The organism is Acinetobacter sp. YH12249, assembly GCF_013417475.1.
GTDB lineage: Bacteria > Pseudomonadota > Gammaproteobacteria > Pseudomonadales > Moraxellaceae > Acinetobacter.
Genome location: NZ_VPDX01000003.1, coordinates 95,365 through 117,972, shown reverse-complemented (window position 1 = coordinate 117,972; position 22,608 = coordinate 95,365). Strand labels below are relative to the sequence as shown.

At 44.4% G+C, this 22,608-nt stretch carries 25 protein-coding genes, 5 tRNA genes, 1 other RNA gene and 1 riboswitch; of the genes, 18 read left to right on the top strand and 13 right to left on the bottom strand.

What is annotated here, in order from left to right; genetic code table 11:
• Positions 1–30: 30 nt before the first annotated feature.
• Complete coding sequence (greA, locus tag FTV25_RS02900; protein ID WP_005236827.1) at positions 31–507, top strand: transcription elongation factor GreA; 477 nt, start codon at positions 31–33, stop codon at positions 505–507.
• Between the two features lie 77 nt (positions 508–584).
• On the opposite strand, the gene FTV25_RS02895 is transcribed toward greA, so the two are convergent.
• The gene (locus FTV25_RS02895) at positions 585–1,166 is read right to left on the bottom strand and encodes a TetR/AcrR family transcriptional regulator (RefSeq protein WP_180002106.1); all 582 of its coding nucleotides are present in this window, start codon (positions 1,164–1,166) and stop codon (positions 585–587) included.
• A 138-nt stretch (positions 1,167–1,304) separates the two neighbouring features.
• Here FTV25_RS02895 and FTV25_RS02890 point away from each other — a divergent pair, with 138 nt between their 5' ends.
• Both FTV25_RS02890 and FTV25_RS02885 read left to right on the top strand, forming a co-directional pair.
• Positions 1,305–1,709 (top strand): RidA family protein, encoded by a 405-nt coding sequence (locus FTV25_RS02890; RefSeq protein WP_180002107.1) that lies wholly within the window; start codon positions 1,305–1,307, stop codon positions 1,707–1,709.
• Between the two features lie 100 nt (positions 1,710–1,809).
• Positions 1,810–2,436 (top strand): CatB-related O-acetyltransferase, encoded by a 627-nt coding sequence (locus FTV25_RS02885; protein WP_180002108.1) that lies wholly within the window; start codon positions 1,810–1,812, stop codon positions 2,434–2,436.
• On the opposite strand, the gene FTV25_RS02880 is transcribed toward FTV25_RS02885, so the two are convergent.
• The 5 genes from FTV25_RS02880 to coaD all read right to left on the bottom strand — a co-directional run bounded on the left by FTV25_RS02880 (position 2,420) and on the right by coaD (position 4,574).
• Positions 2,420–3,211: a hypothetical protein gene (locus tag FTV25_RS02880; RefSeq protein WP_257218901.1), complete on the bottom strand. Its 792-nt coding sequence runs from the start codon at positions 3,209–3,211 to the stop codon at positions 2,420–2,422. The genes FTV25_RS02885 and FTV25_RS02880 overlap by 17 nt on opposite strands.
• Positions 3,212–3,264: 53 nt before the next feature.
• Positions 3,265–3,341: transfer RNA gene (locus FTV25_RS02875), tRNA-Met, on the bottom strand.
• 72 nt (positions 3,342–3,413) lie between these two features.
• An RNA gene (gene rnpB, locus FTV25_RS02870) (RNase P RNA component class A) lies at positions 3,414–3,791 on the bottom strand.
• A gap of 26 nt (positions 3,792–3,817) precedes the next feature.
• Positions 3,818–4,081 (bottom strand): YfhL family 4Fe-4S dicluster ferredoxin, encoded by a 264-nt coding sequence (locus tag FTV25_RS02865; RefSeq protein WP_180002109.1) that lies wholly within the window; start codon positions 4,079–4,081, stop codon positions 3,818–3,820.
• A 1-nt stretch (position 4,082) separates the two neighbouring features.
• Positions 4,083–4,574, bottom strand: a complete 492-nt coding sequence (coaD, locus tag FTV25_RS02860; RefSeq protein ID WP_180002110.1) for a pantetheine-phosphate adenylyltransferase — start codon at positions 4,572–4,574, stop codon at positions 4,083–4,085.
• Positions 4,575–4,712: 138 nt separating this feature from the next.
• On the opposite strand from coaD, the gene smpB reads away from it, so the two are divergent.
• The gene (gene smpB / locus FTV25_RS02855) at positions 4,713–5,189 is read left to right on the top strand and encodes an SsrA-binding protein SmpB (protein ID WP_004784822.1); all 477 of its coding nucleotides are present in this window, start codon (positions 4,713–4,715) and stop codon (positions 5,187–5,189) included.
• 51 nt (positions 5,190–5,240) lie between these two features.
• Here smpB and FTV25_RS02850 read toward each other — a convergent pair whose 3' ends face one another.
• Genes FTV25_RS02850 through rluD form a run of 3 tightly spaced genes read right to left on the bottom strand, consistent with a single transcriptional unit; the run spans position 5,241 to position 7,676 of the window.
• Entirely contained in the window at positions 5,241–5,801 is a 561-nt protein-coding gene (locus FTV25_RS02850) for a flavodoxin family protein (RefSeq protein WP_180002111.1), read from the bottom strand.
• A 40-nt stretch (positions 5,802–5,841) separates the two neighbouring features.
• Entirely contained in the window at positions 5,842–6,582 is a 741-nt protein-coding gene (pgeF, locus tag FTV25_RS02845; protein ID WP_180002112.1) for a peptidoglycan editing factor PgeF, read from the bottom strand.
• Between the two features lie 41 nt (positions 6,583–6,623).
• A complete protein-coding gene (rluD, locus tag FTV25_RS02840; RefSeq protein WP_004784827.1) occupies positions 6,624–7,676 on the bottom strand; it encodes a 23S rRNA pseudouridine(1911/1915/1917) synthase RluD in 1,053 nt (350 codons plus the stop codon).
• Between the two features lie 71 nt (positions 7,677–7,747).
• Between rluD and FTV25_RS02835 the strand changes: the two genes are divergently transcribed.
• Together FTV25_RS02835 and FTV25_RS02830 are read left to right on the top strand one after the other, a co-directional pair.
• Positions 7,748–8,740, top strand: coding sequence for an outer membrane protein assembly factor BamD (locus FTV25_RS02835; RefSeq protein WP_180002113.1), 993 nt, complete (start codon positions 7,748–7,750; stop codon positions 8,738–8,740).
• A gap of 196 nt (positions 8,741–8,936) precedes the next feature.
• Positions 8,937–10,841, top strand: a complete 1,905-nt coding sequence (locus FTV25_RS02830; protein WP_180002114.1) for a DNA primase — start codon at positions 8,937–8,939, stop codon at positions 10,839–10,841.
• Positions 10,842–10,912: 71 nt separating this feature from the next.
• On the opposite strand, the gene hemA is transcribed toward FTV25_RS02830, so the two are convergent.
• Positions 10,913–12,196 (bottom strand): glutamyl-tRNA reductase, encoded by a 1,284-nt coding sequence (gene hemA / locus FTV25_RS02825; protein WP_180002115.1) that lies wholly within the window; start codon positions 12,194–12,196, stop codon positions 10,913–10,915.
• Between the two features lie 78 nt (positions 12,197–12,274).
• Here hemA and FTV25_RS02820 point away from each other — a divergent pair, with 78 nt between their 5' ends.
• From FTV25_RS02820 to panD, 11 genes are all read left to right on the top strand, one after another.
• Positions 12,275–13,978, top strand: coding sequence for a tetratricopeptide repeat protein (locus FTV25_RS02820; RefSeq protein WP_180002116.1), 1,704 nt, complete (start codon positions 12,275–12,277; stop codon positions 13,976–13,978).
• Positions 13,979–13,994: 16 nt separating this feature from the next.
• On the top strand, positions 13,995–14,573 hold the full coding sequence (gene lolB, locus FTV25_RS02815; RefSeq protein WP_180002117.1) for a lipoprotein insertase outer membrane protein LolB: 579 nt from the start codon (positions 13,995–13,997) through the stop codon (positions 14,571–14,573).
• Between the two features lie 21 nt (positions 14,574–14,594).
• Positions 14,595–15,425, top strand: a complete 831-nt coding sequence (gene ispE, locus FTV25_RS02810) for a 4-(cytidine 5'-diphospho)-2-C-methyl-D-erythritol kinase (protein WP_180002157.1) — start codon at positions 14,595–14,597, stop codon at positions 15,423–15,425.
• Positions 15,424–15,498, top strand: a tRNA-Gln gene (locus FTV25_RS02805). The genes ispE and FTV25_RS02805 overlap by 2 nt, the downstream gene beginning before the upstream one ends.
• Positions 15,499–15,524: 26 nt before the next feature.
• Positions 15,525–15,599: transfer RNA gene (locus FTV25_RS02800), tRNA-Gln, on the top strand.
• Between the two features lie 20 nt (positions 15,600–15,619).
• Positions 15,620–15,694 (top strand) — tRNA-Gln (locus FTV25_RS02795).
• Between the two features lie 91 nt (positions 15,695–15,785).
• Positions 15,786–15,860: transfer RNA gene (locus FTV25_RS02790), tRNA-Gln, on the top strand.
• A gap of 36 nt (positions 15,861–15,896) precedes the next feature.
• The gene (locus FTV25_RS02785; protein ID WP_004784839.1) at positions 15,897–16,850 is read left to right on the top strand and encodes a ribose-phosphate pyrophosphokinase; all 954 of its coding nucleotides are present in this window, start codon (positions 15,897–15,899) and stop codon (positions 16,848–16,850) included.
• Positions 16,851–16,950: 100 nt separating this feature from the next.
• The gene (gene rplY, locus FTV25_RS02780; protein WP_004784841.1) at positions 16,951–17,247 is read left to right on the top strand and encodes a 50S ribosomal protein L25; all 297 of its coding nucleotides are present in this window, start codon (positions 16,951–16,953) and stop codon (positions 17,245–17,247) included.
• A gap of 19 nt (positions 17,248–17,266) precedes the next feature.
• Positions 17,267–17,848 (top strand): aminoacyl-tRNA hydrolase, encoded by a 582-nt coding sequence (gene pth, locus FTV25_RS02775; RefSeq protein ID WP_005236857.1) that lies wholly within the window; start codon positions 17,267–17,269, stop codon positions 17,846–17,848.
• Positions 17,849–17,991: 143 nt separating this feature from the next.
• On the top strand, positions 17,992–18,372 hold the full coding sequence (gene panD / locus FTV25_RS02770) for an aspartate 1-decarboxylase (protein ID WP_004784844.1): 381 nt from the start codon (positions 17,992–17,994) through the stop codon (positions 18,370–18,372).
• Positions 18,373–18,439: 67 nt separating this feature from the next.
• Here the strand turns inward: panD and FTV25_RS02765 are convergent, their stop codons facing one another.
• A complete protein-coding gene (locus FTV25_RS02765; RefSeq protein ID WP_180002118.1) occupies positions 18,440–19,003 on the bottom strand; it encodes a GDYXXLXY domain-containing protein in 564 nt (187 codons plus the stop codon).
• Positions 19,000–20,805 carry a DUF2157 domain-containing protein gene (locus tag FTV25_RS02760; protein WP_180002119.1) on the bottom strand — a complete coding sequence of 602 codons (1,806 nt, stop codon included), beginning with the start codon at positions 20,803–20,805 and terminating at the stop codon, positions 19,000–19,002. The genes FTV25_RS02765 and FTV25_RS02760 overlap by 4 nt, the downstream gene beginning before the upstream one ends.
• A gap of 171 nt (positions 20,806–20,976) precedes the next feature.
• Positions 20,977–21,133: riboswitch (FMN riboswitch) on the top strand.
• Positions 21,134–21,239: 106 nt separating this feature from the next.
• Here FTV25_RS02760 and ribB point away from each other — a divergent pair.
• Entirely contained in the window at positions 21,240–21,899 is a 660-nt protein-coding gene (gene ribB, locus FTV25_RS02755) for a 3,4-dihydroxy-2-butanone-4-phosphate synthase (protein WP_159123456.1), read from the top strand.
• A gap of 58 nt (positions 21,900–21,957) precedes the next feature.
• Here ribB and FTV25_RS02750 read toward each other — a convergent pair whose 3' ends face one another.
• Complete coding sequence (locus FTV25_RS02750) at positions 21,958–22,569, bottom strand: LysE family translocator (RefSeq protein ID WP_180002120.1); 612 nt, start codon at positions 22,567–22,569, stop codon at positions 21,958–21,960.
• Positions 22,570–22,608 lie beyond the last annotated feature (39 nt).

Sequence of the window (22,608 nt, the reverse complement as noted above, 5' to 3'; positions counted from 1 at the left end):
GACTTTCATTTTTATTACTGAGGGACAACTATGCAACGTTATCCTATGACTCCCGAAGGCAAACTTGCCTTAGAGAAAGAATTACACCAACTGAAAACTGTGGATCGTCCACGTATTACTGCAGCGATTGCAGAGGCACGTGAGCATGGGGATTTAAAAGAAAATGCGGAATATCATGCTGCGCGTGAGCAGCAAGGTTTCTGTGAAGGCCGTATTCAGGACATCGAAGGTAAACTAGGCGCTTGCCAGGTGATTGACGTTAAAGAACTGGAGCAGAACGGTCGTGTAGTTTTTGGTGTCACTGTGACTATTGAGAATCTGGACACTGAAGAACGCAAAACTTACAAAATCGTAGGCGATGACGAAGCAGACTTTAAGATCAACAAGATCTCTGTGAACTCGCCGATCGCGCGTGGCTTGCTGGGTAAAAACGAAGGCGACGATGTGAAAATCGTAACTCCACAAGGTGAAGTTGAATACGAAATCGTAAGCGTTGAATATATCTAATCTTTAAATAGATATTTTAGGCTGTAAGACCCCTCAAATGAGGGGTTTTTTATTGATACTAGAAATTTCTATCGGCTTTATTTTAAGAAGCCAGATGCCAAGGCTTCAAATGCCTGTAAAGCCTGAGGTAAGACCTGTGCAGGATCCTCACTAGAAGCGACCCACAGTGCTGCATTCATTGCTGCACCATTGAGCAAGACTGCTGCAGCAAGTGCATCGACTGGTTTTAATCTACTTTCAGCCAGTAACTGTTCTACACATTCACGTGTCGACTGCAGGCATTTATTTTGACTTGGCCAATGTGCGGGGTCCCCTAATACTGCCGGACCATCACGTAGCACAATCCGTTGAAACTCAGCATTTAATGCATGTTCGATATAGGTACGCCCTTCAAGCATTAATCCTTCCCACAGATCATCAGGCTGCTCCAGATGTTGCCCGGCATATTCAGCCATTTCTGAATCAATCTGATCGACCACGGCGGCAAACAAGCCTTTCTTATCTCCAAAATGATGGTATAGCGCACCCCGGGTCAGCCCCGCTTCTGCCGTGAGCTTATCCATGGAAGTGTCCGCATAACCGTATTCAGCAAATGCACGACGTGCGACTTCTATGAGTTTTTTGCGGGTTTCCGCCATTTTTTGTTCACGTACAGACATATGTTGTTTCCATCAGCATTGTGAAAAATTTTAATTGACATACGCCTCGTATGTCAATTATGTTTACATACGAAGCGTATGTGAAGATTTGAACTGCTTTCTAAAATACGTATAAATTAAAATTGAGCGAGGATTATCATGACTAGAACTGCAATATTCCCCCAAGATCGCCATGCTTTGTATGAACAACATGGTTATTCTGCTGCGATCAAATCAGAAGATTTATTATTTGTTTCTGGTCAGGTTGGTAGCCGTGAAGATGGTAGTCCTGAACCTGACTTTGAGAAACAGGTAGAACGAGCCTTTGAAAACCTGGCTGCTACATTGGCAGCAGCCGGCTGTACTTTCGATGATATTGTCGATGTCACGACTTTTCACACCGATCCTGAACAGCAATTTGAAAGCATTATGAAAGTTAAAAACCAGATTTTTATGCAAAAGCCCTATCCAAATTGGACCGCTGTAGGCGTGACTTGGCTAGCGGGGTTTGACTTCGAAATCAAAGTCATTGCGCGTATCCCTCAATCCGCTAAGACCATGTAAAACTTAACCCTGCAATCAGGTCTGTTATTGAATGGGATTGTTCTCCAGCTTGAAGATCAATTCGCTATAATGACGCATTAATTGTTATTGAATCCTAGTTATGGCTGAAAAACTGATTAATTCCCCTGTGAACCATTGGTGCGAGTTCGAATTCATCTCCAAAACCGTGAAGAATCCAAATATTGATATTAAGGGCAATTACAGTTATTACTCAGCCTATTGGGATCAAGGTTTTGAGCGTTGTGTGGTGCGTTATCTGCATGATAAGCCAGCTACACCAGAGAAGCCGATTGACCAGCTTTATATCGGCAATTTCGTCTGTTTTGGCGCAGAATGCGTGATTATGATGGGTGGTAACCAGTTACACCGAACAGACTGGATTTCTGCGTTTCCATTCGATACACGTAGTTTTGTGCCTGCAGGTGATACAGTCATTGGAGATGGCTGCTGGATTGGCTCACGTGCCATGATTATGCAAGGTGTAAAGCTCGGTGAAGGTGCTGTGGTGGCAACAGGTGCTGTCGTCACAAAAGACGTTCCACCTTATGCGATTGTAGGTGGCGTGCCTGCGAAAATTATTAAATATCGCTTCCCTGAAGAAGATATTAAGAAACTACTTTCTCTAAAGCTCTATGACTTAGATGAAAAGCAGTTTTTAAAAATGCGTGAGCAGTTGCAAACGGATGATGTTAGATCACTGCTACATGCCTTTACTGCGCTTGAATAAAAGGGATTAACGCCAAACTCCGCTGTTTATATTCGTCGATTTTATTATTCTTAAGCCAGTTTATATTCAAATAACTTAAACGCCATTCATAATAAGCCAATCCTACATCTCTATAGCTGATCTTAAGTACGGTCTCCTTCTGATCATCACAATAATTATTCTTTTTATCTTTCATATCTTTGTAGCAGGAAAGTCGATTCTGGTATTCGTAAAAAGGTAAATGCTCGAAGACCAGTTTTGTCTTTCCTTTTGGAAGTAATTGAATAAACTGTGCATTCTGTTCACCTGCATCATTTGAAACCCAGCCATGAATTAAGGCAATAGCATAACTATGCCGATTGAGTGGGTATAAGGCAGGATATATAAATTCTATACCACTCTTATCCTCTTCAAGCCCATAAACCTGTTGATACCTGGTTAGATCCCAATAATCAACGATTTGATACTTTCCAAGATGTTTTGAAAGCTGAATCATTTGTAAATTTTCATTAATTAAATAATATTTTTCAGCTTCAGCAATTTTAACTACCCAAAGTTTTGCACCACTCTCATCACAACTAAGTTTTATTTTCTGACAAATTGATCGTATTTCTGCTTTGGAAATACTTTTTTCTTTAAAAGGAAGTGACTTAATTGAATCTGCAGCAAAAACAGGTAAAGCAATAAAGAAAATCAGAGTTGATAGCATTAAATTTTTAATCATCATACATATTCTTGTTATTTGTTTTATTTTAACTATTGTAAGGCTTTTTAGATTTTCCACCAACATCATCATCAAATATCAGACATAAAAAAACCCACTCAATCGGAGCGGGTTTTTTCAGAATATGGTGGCTATGACGAGACTTGAACTTGTGACCCCCGCATTATGAGTGCGGTGCTCTAACCAACTGAGCTACATAGCCTTAAACTGTGCGCGCATTATGGGTTTTTCTGTTTAGAACGTCAAGCCCATATTGTGCTGATTGATCAAAATTTGGTGAAGTGAGCCGATAAGCCGGGTTCTGTCGAGAACGATCATTCCTCTAGGCGTACAATCACTCATACGCTCAAGCGACCTACCCGGATCCAGCATGGGCCATGCCTAAAGGATCCCTATTTGGTCTTGCTTCCGGTGGGGTTTACCATGCCATGAACTGTTACCAGTCATGCGGTGCGCTCTTACCGCACCCTTTCACCCTTACCTCCGATTCCGATTGCTCAGAACCATAATGAAGGCGGTCTACTCTCTGCTGCACTTTCCGTCGGCTCACGCCGCCCAGGCGTTACCTGGCACCTTGCCCTATGAAGCCCGGACTTTCCTCCCCTGCTTCAATCACGGAGATCTCCACAGCAGCGATCGTCTGGCTCACTTCGAGCCGCATAGTATCAAATCTGGCGACTAATTGCTTGATGTTTTTTGAACAGTCAGTTTTTCATACTTGGCCTGAAGCTCCTCACGCGTCTCGGCATGGTTCGGATCAAGCGGAATACAGTCCACAGGACAGAATAACTGGCACTGTGGTTTATCATGATGCCCGACGCACTCTGTACATAAGTCCGGGTTAATTTCATAGATGACGTCACCCATAAAAATTGCCTCATTCGGACAGACAGGCTCACAGACATCACAATTGATACATTCATCGGTGATATATAAAGACACTCTACCAACCTTGTTGAAGTTTACGCTCGAAGGCTTCAACCACGTTTGGCGGAACAAACTTGGTCACATCACCTCTTAAACGAGCAATTTCACGCACCAATGTGGATGAAATAAAAGAATATTGCTCTGAAGGGGTTAAAAATACCGCTTCAAAATGAGAATCCAGTTGACGGTTCATGTTGGCCAGCTGGAATTCATACTCAAAATCAGACACTGCACGTAAACCACGCAATACCGCTGTCGCATTCTGCTCGCGGAAGAAGTTCACCAACAGGCCATCAAATCCTACAAATTCAACATTGTTCAAATGGCTTAATGACGTTTTGGCCAGTTCAACTCGTTCTTCCAGACTAAATACCGGGTTTTTGTGATGTCCGATGGCAATCGCAACTACAACTTCATCAAACATCTTTGCTGCGCGGGTCACCAAATCAATATGGCCATTGGTGATCGGATCAAAAGTTCCCGGATAAATTACACGAGTTTTAGTCATCCATTTGTACTCTGTTTATTGTGTAAGTTTCCATTTTAACAAAATCTTCATTTTTTAGTGAAGAAACTCCATCAATTTAAACACTTCAACTCAATAAAAGTTACGGTACAATAGCTACAACTTTGGAAGTGTCTGATTATGGCGAAAGCAACTGTAGTTAAAAAAAATAACGGCGGAACGATTGCTCTGAACAAACGTGCCCGTCACGATTATTTTATTGAAGAAAAATTTGAAGCTGGACTTTCCTTGCAAGGCTGGGAAGTAAAATCCCTGCGTGCCGGTCGTATGAGTATTGTGGAGAGCTATATCACCTTTAAAAATGGTGAGGCCTTCCTGTTCGGCGCACAGATTCAGCCTTTACTGAGTGCATCTACCCATGTTGTCCCTGAAGCGACGCGTACCCGTAAACTGCTGCTAAAACGCCGTGAAATTGAAAAACTCATGGGCGCGATCAACCAGAAAGGTTATTCCTGTGTACCATTGGCCTGTTACTGGAAAGGCCCACATGCCAAGCTGGAAATTGCGTTAGTAAAAGGTAAACAGTTACACGACAAACGTGCATCTGAAAAAGACCGTGACTGGCAACGTGATAAAGCGCGTATTTTCCATAAATAATGCCAGCAATAAAAAAACCTCCAATTGATGGAGGTTTTTTTACGGATCGAATTAGGCTTTCAGATTCAGACGCGCTAGCGTCAAGGCAATATATTCACCAAACCAGATTGCGGTTTTTAAATCCCCTTCCGGTGGTGTCACTTCAACAGGCGCATTGTCAGATTGGGTCATGAGGCCCAGAAAGCTCGACATGCGATTCAGATCTGTAGTGGAACGACCTGTCGGCATTAACGGTAGACCTGACCACAACATGCCATGTTGCATCGCAAACAGATTGATCTGCTGCAAGACAGCGAGTTTGTCCCCACTTAAGCCACCACCATTGGTAAAGGCTGCTGCCAGCTTGCCTTGCCAGCTACGTGCCAGCCAGCGCTTGGACGACTGCTCCATAAATAACTTCATGGCAGAAGTCAGACTACCCATATAGGTCGGACAGCCAAATACAATTGCATCGGCAGCGTCCAGCACCTCCCAATCCACCTGTTCCACATTCATCATATGCACCTGGACACCAGTTTTTTGTGCGCCTTCGGCAATGAAGTTTGCCACTTTAGCCGTGTGTCCATAAGGACTGTGATAAACAATCGCAACAGATTGGGAAGATAGGGACATAACAATCAAAAACCAAGAATTTCAATCAAGTTTAACATTTTCATGCCATAAACACGAATGTTGCCATGCGTCCGGTTTTGGCTTCACGGCGATAGGAAAAATATTCATCCGCCTGACGATATGAACACTGATCGCCACCTAAAACAGTCTCAACACCCTGCTGCTGTAAGATGTAACGCGCAATCGCATACAGATCCGCATAGTATTTTCCGGCCTGTTCCCCTGCCTGAAATGCACTGTCCAGTTCAGGATATTTGGAACAGAAAGCTTCTTTTACTTCTGAGCCAATTTCAAAACAAGGCTGGCTGATCGCTGCACCGAGCCACGCCCAGGTAGGCTTGGATTGCATCGCGGCAATGGTATTTTCAACGATACCGCCTGCCAGCCCGCGCCAACCCGCATGCAGATTGGCTACTTCAGTGCCTTCAGCATTACCCAGTACCACAGGTAAGCAGTCTGCCGTCATCATCATCAAGGCATGGGCCTTGCGCTGTGTGACCAGGCCATCGCCGACCAATGCCTCGAAAGGCATCTGCTCATTGATGGTATGACAAATGGTGCTATGCGTCTGTGTCATCCAGGTAATTTTGTCCACACCAAAAGGCTGGAAGTCTTTCAACAGCTGGATGCGATGCTTCTGTACACGTGCAGCATCATCATTGACATGCAAAGCCAGGTTAAAGCCGGCCAGTTCTGGCTGGGCTGAAGGCTGTACCTGTTCATGATGAACACGGGTCTGACCCACATAAACGCCTTGAGGCAAACCTTGTACAAATTGCATGTCGCTTCCCTTTTTTTAATGACTGCTAATAGAATGAAAAATTAATAGGCCTTGTTTTCGCTACGCAGCACTTCAACCAGATTGGCGAAGTCTTCTGGCCACGGCGCATTAAAGGTCATTTCTTCTTTGGTACGTGGATGTTTCAGGCCTAGAGTCGCTGCATGCAGTGCCTGACGTTTAAAACCACGCAAGGTGTCATCCAGCAATTGCGAAGCACCGGCTGGCATACGCACACGTGGCATATAGACCTGATCACCCACCAGACCATAGCCCAGGTAGCTAAAGTGCACACGAATCTGGTGCGTACGACCGGTTTCCAGACGTGCCTGAATACGGGTGAAATGCTGGAAGCGTTCTTTCACATTGTAGTGCGTCACCGCTTCCTTACCGCCTGGCAGGACTGCCATTTTCACACGATCCACTGGATGACGTTTAATCGGTTCATCAATGGTACCGCCGGCAATGATGTTGCCATATACGATCAGGTCATACACACGGTAGACGGTCTTTTTTTCGAGCTGTTTGCTAAGCGCAAACTGCGCTTCCAGATTTTTTGCAACGACCAATAGGCCACTAGTGTCTTTATCGATCCGGTGCACTAAACCTGCACGCGCCAGTTCAGAAGATTTCGGATAATGATGCAGCAAAGCATTGACCAGTGTACCAGTCATATTACCTGCACCCGGATGCACCACCATGCCCACTGGTTTGTTAATGACAATGATGTCATCATCTTCATAGACGATATCCAGTGGAATATCTTCAGGCAGACTACGGGTTTGTGCCTCCAGTTCAACGTTTAAAGTCAGTGTTTCAAAACCGTCACTTTTAAATTTCGGCTTAACTGGTTGACCATTCACTAATAAATTGCCGTCTTTGATCCATTGCTTGAGCTTTTCTCGAGAAAAATCGCTCCAGACCATGGCCGCAATCTGGTCGATACGTTGCCCGATATAACTTTCATCCAATTGAAATTGCAACGATAAACGTGTTGCAGTTGCGTCTGAAGTATGGTTATCTGCATCCTCAGAATCTTCAAGTAAATTGAAATCAGTATCAGGGATATTAGAATTGGAAGATTGTGCTTGACTCATTTGCTCATTCAGACAAAAGTGGTTTAATAGTGCAATTGTAGCTCATTGCCCGTATTAACAGAGGAATTTTTATGTCGCTACCACATTATAAAATGACAATGCTTGCTGTGACGTTAGGCATTGCATCGGCAATGGTAGGCTGTAGCAGTAATCCAAAAAAAGAAGTCGTGGACAAAGGTCCAGAATCTAGCGAACAGGTTTATATCCAGAAAGCACAGAACGCGCTAGATCGCAAACAATATACTGATGCAGCAAAACAGCTCGAAGCACTGGAAACCTATTACCCAACCAGCCAGTATGCACCGCAGGCGCAACTGGAACTGCTGTATGTCAAATTCCAGCAAAAAGATTATGAAGGTGCTGTTGCACTGGCAGAACGCTTTATCCGTCTGAATCCGCAACATCCAAATGTCGACTATGCTTACTATGTCCGTGGCGTAGCGAATATGGAGCAGAACTATAATGGCCTGCTACGTTATACCTCACTAAAACAGTCACACCGTGATGTGAGCTACCTGAAAGTAGCTTACCAGAATTTTGTCGATTTCATTCGCCGCTATCCATCAAGCACCTATGCAGTAGACGCTGCACAACGTATGAAGTTTATCGGTCAGGAACTGGCAGAAAGCGAAATGAATGCGGCCCGTTTCAATATCAAGCGTAAAGCATATCTGGCTGCTGTTGAACGTGGTTTATGGGTAATTGAACACTATCCACAAACGCCACAGATTCCAGAAGCGCTGGCAACCGTTGCTTACGGCTATGACAAACTAGGTGATAAAGCCACAGCACAGCAATATATCGAAGTACTGAAACTGAACTATCCAGGTCTGGTGAATGCTGATGGTACTGTGAACCTGCGTGCAGCACGTAGTGAAGGCAGTTTCTTCAACCGTGCGACTTTGGGTATTTTCGGTAAAGAAGCCAAAACCGTGACCGATACGTCTAGCCAATCATCTGAAGACCAGTCAGAAAAACGCAGTCTGACCAATCGCATGACGTTTGGTTTACTCGATCGTCCTAAAACTAATGAAACTGGGCTACCTGAACCGATTGCTGAATAAGCCGACTCTCGAAGGTGCAATTTCCTCAAGGGCAAGTTATCATACTTGCCCTTTTGCATTTTCTGAGCAATGCTTGAACAAATTGTGCAAACAGGTTATACCAATTAATTCATTTATAGCGTTGGATGAATCATCCTACTCTTAATTTTCAATGATTTAACACCTAAATAACGCAGCACGAGAAGCTTAGCAAACCATGGCCATTCCTCAGCATACGATTGATCAGATTCTCGATCGCACCGATATTGTCGATGTGATTGGTCAATACGTGAAACTAAAAAAAACTGGCCGTACTTATTCGGGCTGTTGCCCTTTCCATCAGGAAAAATCGCCTTCTTTTCACGTCTACCGTGACAAGCAGTATTTCCACTGCTTTGGCTGTCAGGCCAATGGTAATGCCATTCGCTTTTTAATGGATATTGGCAGCCGCAATTTCATTGAAGTGATGAAAGATCTGTCCAGCCAGACCGGAATTGAACTGCCTAAAGACAATAAAGATTCCAACCGCTTAAAATACAAACGCGAAGCTAAACCAAAACCGGTTGCTACGCCACCAGCAAAAACTGCAGATACATCTACAAATCCAGTATCCGAACAACCTGCTTATTTTGATCCATTTGCTGAAATTCAGGTACCTGAAGCCGAATTTTATACGGATGATCCTTTTGCCGCTTTTGAGCAGATGCCTGCAGCAGAAGCACAAGCGGATGGCAACTTATACGACCTGCTGGAAAATATCGCGCAGTTTTATGAGCGCCAATTACCCAACAGTCCAAGTGCCCAGCAATATTTTAAACAGCGTGGTCTAACCGCAGAAACGATTGCTTACTGGCGACTCGGTTATGCACCGGAAGACTGGCAGCATCTGGAAAAAGCCTTCCCGCAGGATATTGAAGGTCTCAAACTTTTAGGTCTGATTCGTACTAGCGATAGTGGTCGGGATTTTGACCTGCTCCGTGACCGTGTCATCTTCCCGATTCGTGATAGTAAAGGCCGTGTGGTCGGTTTTGGTGGTCGTGCGCTGAATGACGAGATCAAACCGAAATACATCAACTCACCCGATTCAGAAGTTTTCCATAAAAACCAGTTATTGTATGGGCTGTATGAAGGTCGCAAGCAGAAAGCTCAAGACTGGCTGATGGTGGAAGGCTATATGGATGTCATTGCCTTGCAGCAATATGGCATTCATGGTGCAGTAGCTACTTTGGGAACGGCCAGTAATACTGATCACCTAAATATTCTGTTCAAGCAGAATAATCGAATTACCATTGCCTTTGATGGTGATGCGGCTGGACAAAAAGCGGCACGCCGTACTCTGGAAATTGCTCTACCCTTACTAAACGATGGGCGTGAGCTAAAATTCTTTGTCCTGCCGAATGACCATGACCCAGACTCCCTGATTCGTCGTGAAGGCATTGAAAATTTCCGCCGTCTGCTGGATCAGGCACCGTTGCTCTCTGACTTTGTCTTTGCTCATCTCACCCAGAATCACGACATTGCAACGCCTGAAGGTAAAAGTCAGGTCATGGGTGAGCTACGTCAGCTAACCGAATTATTGCCAAAAGCTGGCTCATTCCGTTATCTACTACAGCAGTTCTTTCGGGAAAAACTCGGTTTTAGCCGCAAATGGCAACCCAAAGTCAATAATGACGCCTCTCTAAGCTTTAGCACCAAAATTGATGCCGAAGAGTATGTCATTGCGATTTTGCTAAATCATCCGTATCTGTATATTCATTTTGAACCGCTACGTGCACTGGTCAGTGAAGATCAGCTATTGTTCAAGATTCTAAATATATTTAATGTGATTTTTGATGAATTGCCGGATGACCCGGAACTGTCAACTTATTATGTACTCGGTGCCTGTGCTGCACATCATCATGAGTTACAGCATATCCTGCAACATGCCAATGTCAGTGATTACACCTCTTCTCCTGAGCAGGCAGACAAACTGGCGGCAGACTTCTCGATCAAGCTGCAATATCAGTGTCTACAACACAAATTAAAATCGAAAAAGTTTAGTAGCATCGCGGAGATGAAAAATCTCAAGATGCGGATTTATGAAATTGATAAAAAACGTTCCATGACCTTACTCGAAGATTAAAAATCATGAAAATAAAAAAGGCGTTTATTTTAAACGCCTTTTAAATATCGGAAAGTTATCCCGACATCATCTTAATGTTTAACCTTACGGCGATGCTGAACCACGTCCTGCAAACTGTTCTGTAGCATTTCAAAATAGCTTGGATCTTCAGCTTTGGCAGCTTCACGCAGCATGATTGAGGTCGGATGCAGAAGTTTTTGGGTCAAACGATGCGAAAATTCGGCCAATACTGTTTCAGCACTTTCACCTTTGGCAATACGTTGCATAGCAGTTGCCAGTTCTTCCTGACGTAAGCTTTCCCCATAATCCCGGTAAGCATGAATCGTACTACCCGCCTCACTCACCTTCTGCTGGGTGATCAACTCAGTCGCCAGTTGATTGACCATCACTTCCGCTTCGACCGCTGCCTGACGACGCTGCGCCAGGTTTTCATCAATCACGCTTTGCAGATCGTCCACGCCATAGAGATAAACTCCATCCAGCTTTTCAACTTTTGGATCAATATCACGCGGTACAGCCAGATCGACCAACAGCATTTGCTGGTAACGGCGCTTCTTTAAGGCAGCTTTGACATCCGGATAGTGAATGACTTGATGCAAACTACCGGTACAACTGGAAATCACATCTGCACGATGCAGGTTTGCTGCCAGTTGATCAAAATCAATAATCTCGACTTCTGCACGGTGGGCAATTTCCTGCGCCAGATTCTCTGCACGAGCACGAGTTCGGTTACAGATAATGATTTTTCCGACGCCCATTTCTGCCAGATGTTTGGCCACCAGACTGTTCATTTCCCCGGCGGCTACTACCATTACAGTTAACTGCTCAGGCCGGCTAAATACTTGCAATGCTAATTGTGCAACTGCATAGCCCATCGATACTGCATGACTGCCGACTGCTGTTTCCGAACGCACACGCTTGGCCGCATAAAAGGCATATTCAAAGATACGATTCAGGTTTTGCGAAACGGTTTTAGATTCTTTGGCAAGAGAGAGTGCGGTTTTGACCTGTCCCAGAATCTGCGGTTCACCAAGCATCAGGGAGTCGAGACCACTGGCGACACGCATCAGATGAGTGACGGCTTGCGCATTCTCATAACGATAAACATGATTCTGTAATTGCTTGGGATCAATACCATTGGTCTGGGCGAGCCAGTTCAGCACCATGTCGACATTGTCCGACATCGCGTAAACTTCGGTCCGGTTACATGTAGACACCACCACCATATCATTCAGTACAGGGTGCTGGCTTTGCTCGGCAAGTAAAATGCTTAACTTTTCAGGGTTAAAAGCAATCTTTTCGCGCAGCTCTACAGAGGCAGTTTGATGGTTGACACCCAATGCAAAGAAAGACATATCAGGTCATCATTTCACTAAATTTATGCTATTGTGCAACATCGGTGTCATAAAAAGCATTACTTGGATAAAGAAAAATTGCGTCTAACAACTAGCCGTATAAACGGCCCTACCATTAAGCAATATTCTACCACATTCTTGCTGGTGGTTAGCATGGCTTCAACTGCTCATCTTTATGCAGCAGAAGCAGTTTACCATGCAAATCAAAATTATGATGCGATAAAACAAAGTATGATAGCCGAGTTCGCACTCGCCTATCGCGATATTCCAAACGCTTTACACAACTATACTGTGCTGGCCATTAAAAGCAATTCCACCGCGGTTAAACAGCGCGCACTCAATATCGCCCTCGAACATGAAGACCTGAATGCAGCGCTGGATATTTCTACCCACTGGGTCGTTCAAGAACCACAGGATGTGCCGGCATTATTCTATCTGGCGCATATTGCCTTAAAAGCCCATGAGTACGAACTGGCGGCAGAAACGCTGGAAAAGATCCTGAAAATTGATGATAACGCCGATCTGGAAGAAATTCTGGCCGGGATTGCCCCGGATGAGCCGGATGACCGTGAATATTTAATTCAGGCTCTAAGTACCAGCAAAGCCAAAGACAATCCTTCGATTCTGGTGCTGGTCGCCGGTCTGGAAGCACAAAAAGGTCAACTAGAACAGGCTCTCAACACTATTAATCGCGCCCTAAAAAAACGTCCAAAGTCGACTGGCTATATCCTGATGAAAGCCAATCTGTTGGCGGCATTGGGTGATGATGCGGAAACGCTGAAATGGTACGAGAAAGCCAGTCGTAAACATCGCAATAATATGGATATACGTCTGGCTGAGGTCAAATACCTGATCAAGCTGAATGAAGCTGAAAAGGCCTTACAGAAACTAGAAGCGATCCTGAAAAAATCACCACAACACGAAGAAGCACTGTTTATTGCCGGTCTGACCAGTATTGACCTGGAGCAATATGAACGGGCCGAAAAATATCTGGTAGAGCTCCGTTATTCGGCTCAGTACCAGAATGAAGCTTATTACTATCTGGCAGTCAATGCAGAACGCAAACAGCATTATGAAACCGCCAAGGCTTATTACCGCCTAGTGGATGGCAGCCTGTATACGGTCTCACGACGCAATATCATTGCTATCTTTGCCGAGCAGGATAAACTGCATGATGCACTGCGCTTTCTGACTCAGGAACGGGTCAATTATCCGCAACATGCCAGTTTCCTGTATCTGGCTCAAGCGGATATTCTGAAACGCATGAACAATAAGAACGCAGCGATCCGAATTCTGGAAGAAGCCAGCAAAAACCTGCCGGATGATCCGGAACTGGTCTATGCTCAAGTTTTATTGCTAGATCCACATGAAGATCGTGATCAACTGGATCAGCTGTTAAAAACCCTGCTTAAAATCGAGCCGAATAGTCCAACCTATCTGAATGCTTATGCCTATACGCTGGCCCGTCAAAATCGCCGTCTGGATGAAGCACGGCGCTATGCTGAACAGGCACTGGAATACGCACCAGAACAGGCTTCTATTCTGGATACCTATGGCTATATCTGTTATTTGCAAAATGACTTTGCCACAGCTGCCCAAGTGCTGCTTAAAGCCTATGAACTGAATCCAAGTGCGAAAATTGGCGTCCGTTATGCACGTTCGCTTTATATGAAAGGTGATCTACAACAATTCCATCAAGTGTTACAACAATTACAACAAAACCATCCAAATGACCCAGAATTAAACCAACTTAATTCGCTATTGTTAGCACCACAATCCTGAACGAGTCCATTCTTTTATGCGCAACATAAGTACTTTAGGCTGCTGTTTCCTTGCTTCTACTGCCCTATTCATGAGTGGCTGTCAGCAGATGGTGCAGCAAAAAGCGCCTGTCACGCCATCGGTACAGGCTGAAAACCAGTTCCAGCTGCAAGGTAAAATCGGGGTACGTACACCTCAGCAAAGCGGCAGTGCCTTTTTTACCTGGGTTCAGCAGCAAGAAGAATTTGATATTGAACTAACTGGTATCTTAGGTGCCGGAAAAACCCAGATTTCAGGTACTCCTGGCCAAGTGACTTTGAATAGTGCCAAAACCGGCCTGATCAAGGCAGCAACGGCAGAAGAACTATTGCAACGTGCAACCGGCTGGCAAGCCCCGATTAGTCATTTAGTTGATTGGGTACAGGCACGTCCCGCGACTCAATCTGCCCAGATCCAGAAAGACAGCTCACAGCGTATCAGCCAGATTATTGAACAAGGCTGGATGGTAGATCTGAGTTATAACCAGCAGGCAACTGTTCCAAACCGCTTGATTTTAAAGCAGTCGCTTGAGAATGGGGGTGAAAACCGTATTACAATGGTGATTCAAAACCGTTAACTGGTCTGATGCAAGCCTATGATGATTCGTGTTCCCTCACCTGCAAAACTGAATTTGTTTCTCCATATCACCGGTCGCCGTCCGGATGGTTATCACGAGCTGCAAAGTATCTTTCAGTTGATAGATTTGTGTGACTGGCTAGAGTTTGAGCAAACAGATGATCAGCAGATCCAGATTGAAGGTTTGTCCTCAGTCGATCTGGAACAGAATCTCATCTATCGTGCAGCGCAGATTTTGCAGCCTTATGCCAAAACGCCTTCTGGTCTGATCATTCGACTAGAGAAGAATATTCCCATGGGTGCAGGTCTTGGTGGTGGCTCATCCAATGCAGCAACGACCTTGATTGTGCTGAATCAGTTATGGCATTGTGGCTTAAATTCTGAGCAACTGGCAGAGCTCGGCGTCAAGCTGGGCGCGGATGTGCCTATTTTTGTTCATGGTCGCAATGCTTGGGCTGAAGGTATTGGTGAACACTTAACATTCATAGACTTAGATCAAAAACAGTTCATTGTGTTAAAACCTGACTGTTTTATCAGCACTCAACAGCTTTTTTCACAAAAAACGTTGACAAGAGACACGAAGCCCTCTAAATTTTGCGCCTATCAGATAAAGCCATCTGATTTCGGAAATAACTTTGAGCCAGTGGCACGAAGCTTATATCCAGAAGTCGATGAGGCGATGCAATATTTCGATCAATTCGGTGTTGCAAAGCTTACAGGTACAGGTGCTTGTGTTTTTATCGAAGTAACTGATGATATGAATGTGACCGACATTCTTGAGAATGCACCATGTAAATCTTACCTGGTGAACAGTCTGCAAGAATCGCCATTACGTCATTTCAAGGTTCAATAGGGGTATCGCCAAGTGGTAAGGCACCGGGTTTTGATCTCGGCATCCGTTGGTTCGAATCCAGCTACCCCTGCCATTATTCACCTGTAGATGTACTGTATTAGGGGTATCGCCAAGTGGTAAGGCACCGGGTTTTGATCCCGGCATCCGTTGGTTCGAATCCAGCTACCCCTGCCATCTTACAGTTCATCAAATCTAGGGGCGTCGCCAAGTGGTAAGGCACCGGGTTTTGATCTCGGCATCCGTTGGTTCGAATCCAGCCGCCCCTGCCATTTTCTCGAAAAAAGACAGAACATCATTTGCTGTAAGACTGTTAATTTACCTTGACACAATACTGCAAAAATATTAAAGTTCTGCCGCATTAGGGGTATCGCCAAGTGGTAAGGCACCGGGTTTTGATCCCGGCATTCGTTGGTTCGAATCCAGCTACCCCTGCCATCTACTTCCATACATACCAACCGCCAAGGGTGCTTCATGCCCAATCTTGTCGTTTTTAGTGGAACCGCGCATCCACAATTCGCTCAAAAAGTCGTAAGTCACTTACATATTCCTCTAGGCGCTGCCTCTGTAGGCCAGTTCTCTGATGGCGAAATCGCTGTTGAGATCACTGAAAATGTTCGTGGTAAAGACGTATTCATCGTACAACCTACTTGTGCACCGACCAACGATAACCTGATGGAAATCCTGGTCATGGCTGACGCGTTACGCCGTGCAAGTGCTGGTCGTATTACTGCCGTGATTCCTTACTTCGGTTATGCTCGTCAAGACCGTCGTCCCCGTTCAAGCCGTGTGCCGATTACTGCAAAAGTTGTTGCAGATATGCTGACCACTGTAGGTATTGACCGTGTGGTGATGATTGACCTTCACGCTGACCAGATCCAAGGTTTCTTCGATATTCCTGTAGACAACATCTACGGTACGCCAGCCCTGCTTGCTGACTTACGCCAACAACAGCATCATAACCTGATGGTTGTTTCTCCTGACGTGGGTGGTGTAGTTCGTGCTCGTGCTGTTGCGAAACAAATGGGTGATATCGACCTGGCGATCATCGATAAACGTCGTCAAAAAGCGAATGAATCACAAGTGATGCATTTGATTGGTGATGTGAAAGATCGTGACTGTGTGATCGTTGATGACATGGTGGATACTGCTGGTACGCTTTGTAAAGCTGCTGATGCGTTAAAAACTTTCGGTGCCCGTAAAGTGGTTGCTTACGCGACTCACCCAGTATTGTCTGGTAAAGCACTTGAAAATCTGAAAAATTCTGTGATCGATGAGCTGGTTGTGACTGACACCATCCCTCTTTCAGAAGAAGCTTTAGCTCTTGGCAAGATTCGCCAGGTTTCAGTTGCAAGCATGGTTGCTGAAACAATTCGTCGTATCAACAACGAAGAATCTATTAGCGCAATGTTCGATTCTTATCTATAATAGTGCGCTGAATTTCCAAAGCCCTGCCATTTGGCGGGGCTTTCTATCACCGGATCGGTCGCAGGTCCGGTTCATTTAAAACTTAAATAGGATGTCTATCATGGCAAACTTCGTATTAAACGCAGAAGCACGTGAAGTAGCACAACAAGGGAAAGGTTCGAGCCGCCGCCTTCGTCATGCTGCTAAAGTTCCAGCGATCATCTATGGTGGCGAAGCTGCTCCTGTAGCTGTTTCTCTTGAACTTCGTCAGCTTGTTAAATTCTTAGAAAGCAACTCATTCTTCGAAGAAGTAATCGAAATTGATGTAAACGGTAAAGTTGAAAGCGTTAAAATCCAAGCGTTACAACGTCACCCAGCTAAAAACACTCCAATGCACGCTGACTTCAAACGCGCATAAGTGTTAATGGTGTAGATTAGTGTCAAATATTTCACTGATTGTAGGTTTGGGCAACCCAGGTTCTGAGTATGCTCAAACCCGCCATAATGCAGGCTTCTGGTTTGTAGAACGCCTTGCAGATCAATATGGCATTAGCCTTAAAAAAGACCCTAAATTCAATGGATTCAGCGGTCGTGGCAATATCGAAGGTCAAGACGTCCGTCTCCTTCTTCCTACAACATTCATGAACCTTTCCGGTAAAAGTGTTGTTCCTTTCGCCAAATTCTACAATATCGCACCCGAATCAATCCTGATTGCCCATGATGAACTGGATATGAATCCAGGCATTATTCGCCTGAAAACTGGCGGTGGTCATGGTGGACATAACGGTTTACGCGATATCGTGCCGCATATCGGTCCGAACTTTCATCGTCTACGCATTGGTATTGGTCACCCAGGTTCTAAAGACCGTGTTTCTGGTCATGTCCTGAGTAAAGCACCAAGCAGTGAACAAGAGTTAATGGACGATGCAATTGCCCATGCACTTGCTCGCGCCAAAATGCTGGTGAACGGTGAAGTACAACAGGCAATGAATCAAATCAATGCTTATAAACCGAACTAAACATTCATAAATTGCTGGACAATTCCGCTTGCCTTGCTGGCCATTTAGGCGCAAAATGCGCAAGCCTACCCACTTATCCAGTGTCGTAGAAATTGATTCAACCATAAGATCAAAGTCTTAGGTCAACTAAGGGGACGCTAGCCATGCTATCTCGTTTATTAAAATGCAAAATTCATCGCGCTTTTGTTACACATGCAGAATTACACTATGAAGGTTCATGTGCAATTGATGGCGTTTTGATGGATCTAGCTGGCATTCGTGAATACGAAGAAATTCATGTTTGGAACGTGACCAATGGTAAGCGTTTTACTACTTATGCCATTCGTGGTGAAGATAATTCAGGGATTATTTCTGTGAATGGTGGTGCTGCGCACCAGGCTGATGTTGGTGATATCGTGATTATCGCAACATTTGGTGATTTCACTGAAGCCGAAGCCAATGCTCATAAACCACGTCTGGTTTATGCCAACCCGGATAACACTGTGAATCACACTGCAAATTGCATTCCGGTACAGGTTGCCTAAGCTGGTTCAACAAGATTCTCAAAAGCTCGCTTCTCGCGGGCTTTTTTATGGGCTGATTAAAATAAAACTAACGCCCCTGCCACCAGCTTTTTCGGTTCTCACAGTTTAAGGACTTAAGATTTTGATCTACCAGGTCAGCCAACAAAGTTTCTCCATTTTCTTTTAGCTTTAATTCGGCAAATTTAGCATTACGATAACAAGACTCAAGTCCCTCGGCGAACATAAAACTGTTGGCAGCCGGATATAAGCCTTCAAAGGTATTCCGCGGATTCTTCAGAATTAATCGCACTGAGCGTGGCTGATCCAATGCACTTTGATCAAAACTGGTTTTGACAACTCTTCTTTGCTCATCAAGCTGTACATAGCTTAGTACACGGGGCTGGTTTTCAAAATCTTGAATACTGATTTTAGGTTCTGATTGTTCTGATCTATTCTCCGCTGCTAGTACACTAAAATGCAGATCATAGTTCAGAGCCATGTAATCTCCTTGCAGAATTGATCGCGGATCTACTGGTGCCAGCTCCACATAAATACTTTGGCTATCTCGAAGATGCCATTCATGTTGCGCAATCAATCCACAAAATAAGGCAATACTGAAAATAGCCAGATGCAAAGGAAGAAACTTTTTCATCTTGCTTCTCCTTGATCATGTTGTAGTTTTGACTCCTTTAAAATATAGACCAGTAACAAGACCAGTATCCCTGAAGCAAAGATACTGATGCTTTTAAACAGAAAGCTTAAACCCAGATTGTAATACAGCATCCATAGCCAGAAGATCAGCAATAAAATGGTAAGTGCCTGTATAAGTCGTTGCTGATAGACTACTACCCATGCCATAAGCAGCATAATAATAAAAATCTCAAAATAGCCCAACAGAATGAGTAAGATGCCAAATACAGGAATCAGCCAGAGCAATTTTTCAGAAAATTGCTGCCAGTTTTGCCAGATAAAACCAAGCAACAATAAGCTCGGAAGAACATAAAACAGCAGAACGTGGTCAAGGCTGATCTGCCCGATGCCCTGCCAGTGCTCTAATCCAGTCACAGATTGAACCACGGCTGAACCTGTCAGCATAGCAATGATCCAGAGCAGAATACTTTTCTGATAAATTGAGGACTGCCAATATCTAGCGGTTAGAATTAGCCCGATAAAAATGACATAGTTCAAGCTTAGGGCAAGCGTGATTACAATATCATCATGCTTAAAGGAATTCTCTAATGCCAAAACCACAATTGCTAAAGCATGAGCTATCAAGAGCTGTAAGGTTAGAATGAACCAGTGCATCCGTTTGATCACAGTCAGAGCCAGCATCATTAATTGCAACAGCCACACTATAAACAGACTATCGGTGAGCAGTTCCGTATGAATTAATACCGCAGCTTGCCCGCAAACCCAAAGACAATAGGCAAACTGACGTAGAAATATGGAATTCTTTTGACTTAATAATTTCCAAGCGATGCCAATAAAAATGAGACCTAAAACAATTGAAACTGCTTTCCAATAGGTCAGTAATAAGACTGCCAGAATAATTCCAGCTATCCATGCACCAAGTGCCAAAGGAATGACGGAGAATTTGGTTTGTGGAAAAATTTTCTTTAGGGCAAAACTGATCATCGCAAACCAGCCAAAGATCAGCATTGCCAAGATAAATAAGCCCGCTGCTGAATTGGTAAGCTGATCGTCCACCAGTTCAAACAGCCATAGGCTCAAACTGGCAGCCAAGCCTGCAATCAGTAAAATGGTTTCTAGTGCCTGATGCTTACGATAAAAATAAAATGCAGCCCCTGCTGGTAGAACAACTGAAGAAGCCAGATAGATCAGCTGAAAATGATGGGTAAACTGCATCATACTGCTGATCGAAATCATGATAATGAATGCAATAAACAGATATCGCAGTAACGAATAATAACGTATGGCAAAGGCAAAGCTGATGGCCGTCAGTAGATTCAAAGTCAGTAGATATAATCCTTCTGCCCGTATCATCCAGAAACTTTGCTTAAAGTAAAAATACAATGCCAGCTGACTGACCACACAAAGCATGGCAAAAACCCCGATATTTGGTCGATATAGCCACGGCAACAGCAATACGGCCCAGAGCAGAAATAACTGATAACTATCCGCACCAGTCTGATAGATCTGCCCAATCACCACCAGACTTAAGCCCAGCATCAGGCCAGATACAGTATCCAGACTCTGTCTGATCCATTCCCGCTGATTAAAGTAAATGCTGGCTATTGCACTACAGAGTAAAACCAGCATTGGAATTGCTAACTGTACCTGATTCGGTAGCATCCACCAGTTCGCAGCCATTAAATACAGCAAACTGACTGCAATCAGCGCAACGCCCAAAATATTGAGATAACGCAAAACCTTTGCATCACAAAACAGCAAGGGAGAAAATGGATTATTATGGATCAGCTCGGTTTTCTTCATTGTCAGAATGATTGATCAATTTCTATTGTTAATAGCAACATAACATGTTTCCAGTTTTTTGCTAAAGGACTGTAGTAATTCAGATAATCTGTTTTGCTTATCTGAAATTCTGCAAATTCGTGACTGGCCAAACTATCCCATCTTTTAAAAATCAGGACTATAATGGCCCTACATCGCTTCAGGGCGGGGTGAGATTCCCCACCGGTGGTAATTTCAGGGTAGTAAATCTCTATTCCTAAATCAGCCCACGAGCGGTCAATTTCGATTGATCTGCAGATCTGGTGCAAATCCAGAGCCGACGGTATAGTCCGGATGAAAGAAGACGAAAGCAGTACACCCTGTTTTATGCCTGGCATGAAACTGTTTTGCTATAAGCCTATTTTCACTATGTCCTGAAATGTTCAATCGTACTTTTACTTTACGTGAGCGTTTCAATGTCAAGTTTGATTCAACCCGAAATTTTCTTTTCCGCTTTAGCTCCCGCTGAACAGCGCATCCAACAAGCACTCGAAGACATCCGCCAAGGCAGACCTGTTCTGGTGATGGATGACTTTGACCGCGAGAATGAAGCCGACCTCATCATTGCAGCAGAGACTTTGACTGTAGAAACCATGGCTCGTATGATTCGTGATGGTTCCGGTATTGTGTGCCTATGTCTGACTGATGAACTGGCCAATCATTTAGAACTGCCACCTATGGTGCAGGATAACTCTAGCCAGTTTAAAACTGCATTTACTGTCACCATTGAAGCTGCGGAAGGTGTGACGACTGGTGTATCTGCCAAAGACCGTACCACCACGATTAAAGCAGCCATTAAAGACGGCGCTGTCGCCAGTGACCTGAATCGCCCAGGGCATGTCTTCCCTTTACGTGCCCGTGAAGGCGGTGTGCTGACCCGTCGTGGTCATACCGAAGGTACGATTGATCTTGCACGCCTGGCTGGACTGAAACCTGCCGGGGTTCTGTGTGAACTGACCAATCCAGATGGCACCATGGCTTCTGGTATTCAGGTATTGTCTTATGCACAGACTCATCAGCTGACCGTGATCACTATTGATGAACTGGTGCATTACCGCCAGCAGCACAATGTCTAAGACGTAAAGATAAAAAATCCCGGCTTAAGACCGGGATTTTTATTTTATATAAATATTTTTAGATGAGTACAGACAATATTCCATAGACTGCGACTACTAATAAAATCAAACCGCACAAACCAAGCAAATAAGGATACAGCCTGGATTTAGCAAAGCGTTGAAAGCCTAAATAAACTAATGACAGAGTCAAAAAATCCAGCACAATCCAGCTGATCGTCAGAATCACTAAGCTGGAATCTAAGTTTGGAGTAATGCCAATAAACTGCGGGAAAAACGCAGCAAAGAAAATAATATCTTTGGGGTTGGAGATCCCTACCAGAAAACCGGTTCGGAAGCCACCCTGTACTGGCTGCAAGCCTTGTGAACTGGTTGAACCCTGCCCTTGCCAGACTTCCCGGAAAATCTGGATTCCCAGCCAGGCAATATATAAACAGCCAAGCAGCTTGATGCCATTCAGCCAGTTTTCATTAATGACCAATAAGCCTTTTAAGCTAAAAATAGAAAAGGTGATCAATACCAGAGAAGCAAAATTCGTCCCGAAAATGGTCTGCAAAGCATGCTTATAGCCACCTTTCAGTCCAGCACTAGCGACCAGCAACATCACAGGCCCAGGTGTGGCAATCATGATAACGACGGCCAGACAATAGAGAATATATTCACTGATATTCATGCCATTTCCTCAGCTATCATGATTTTACTAAATAAAAAA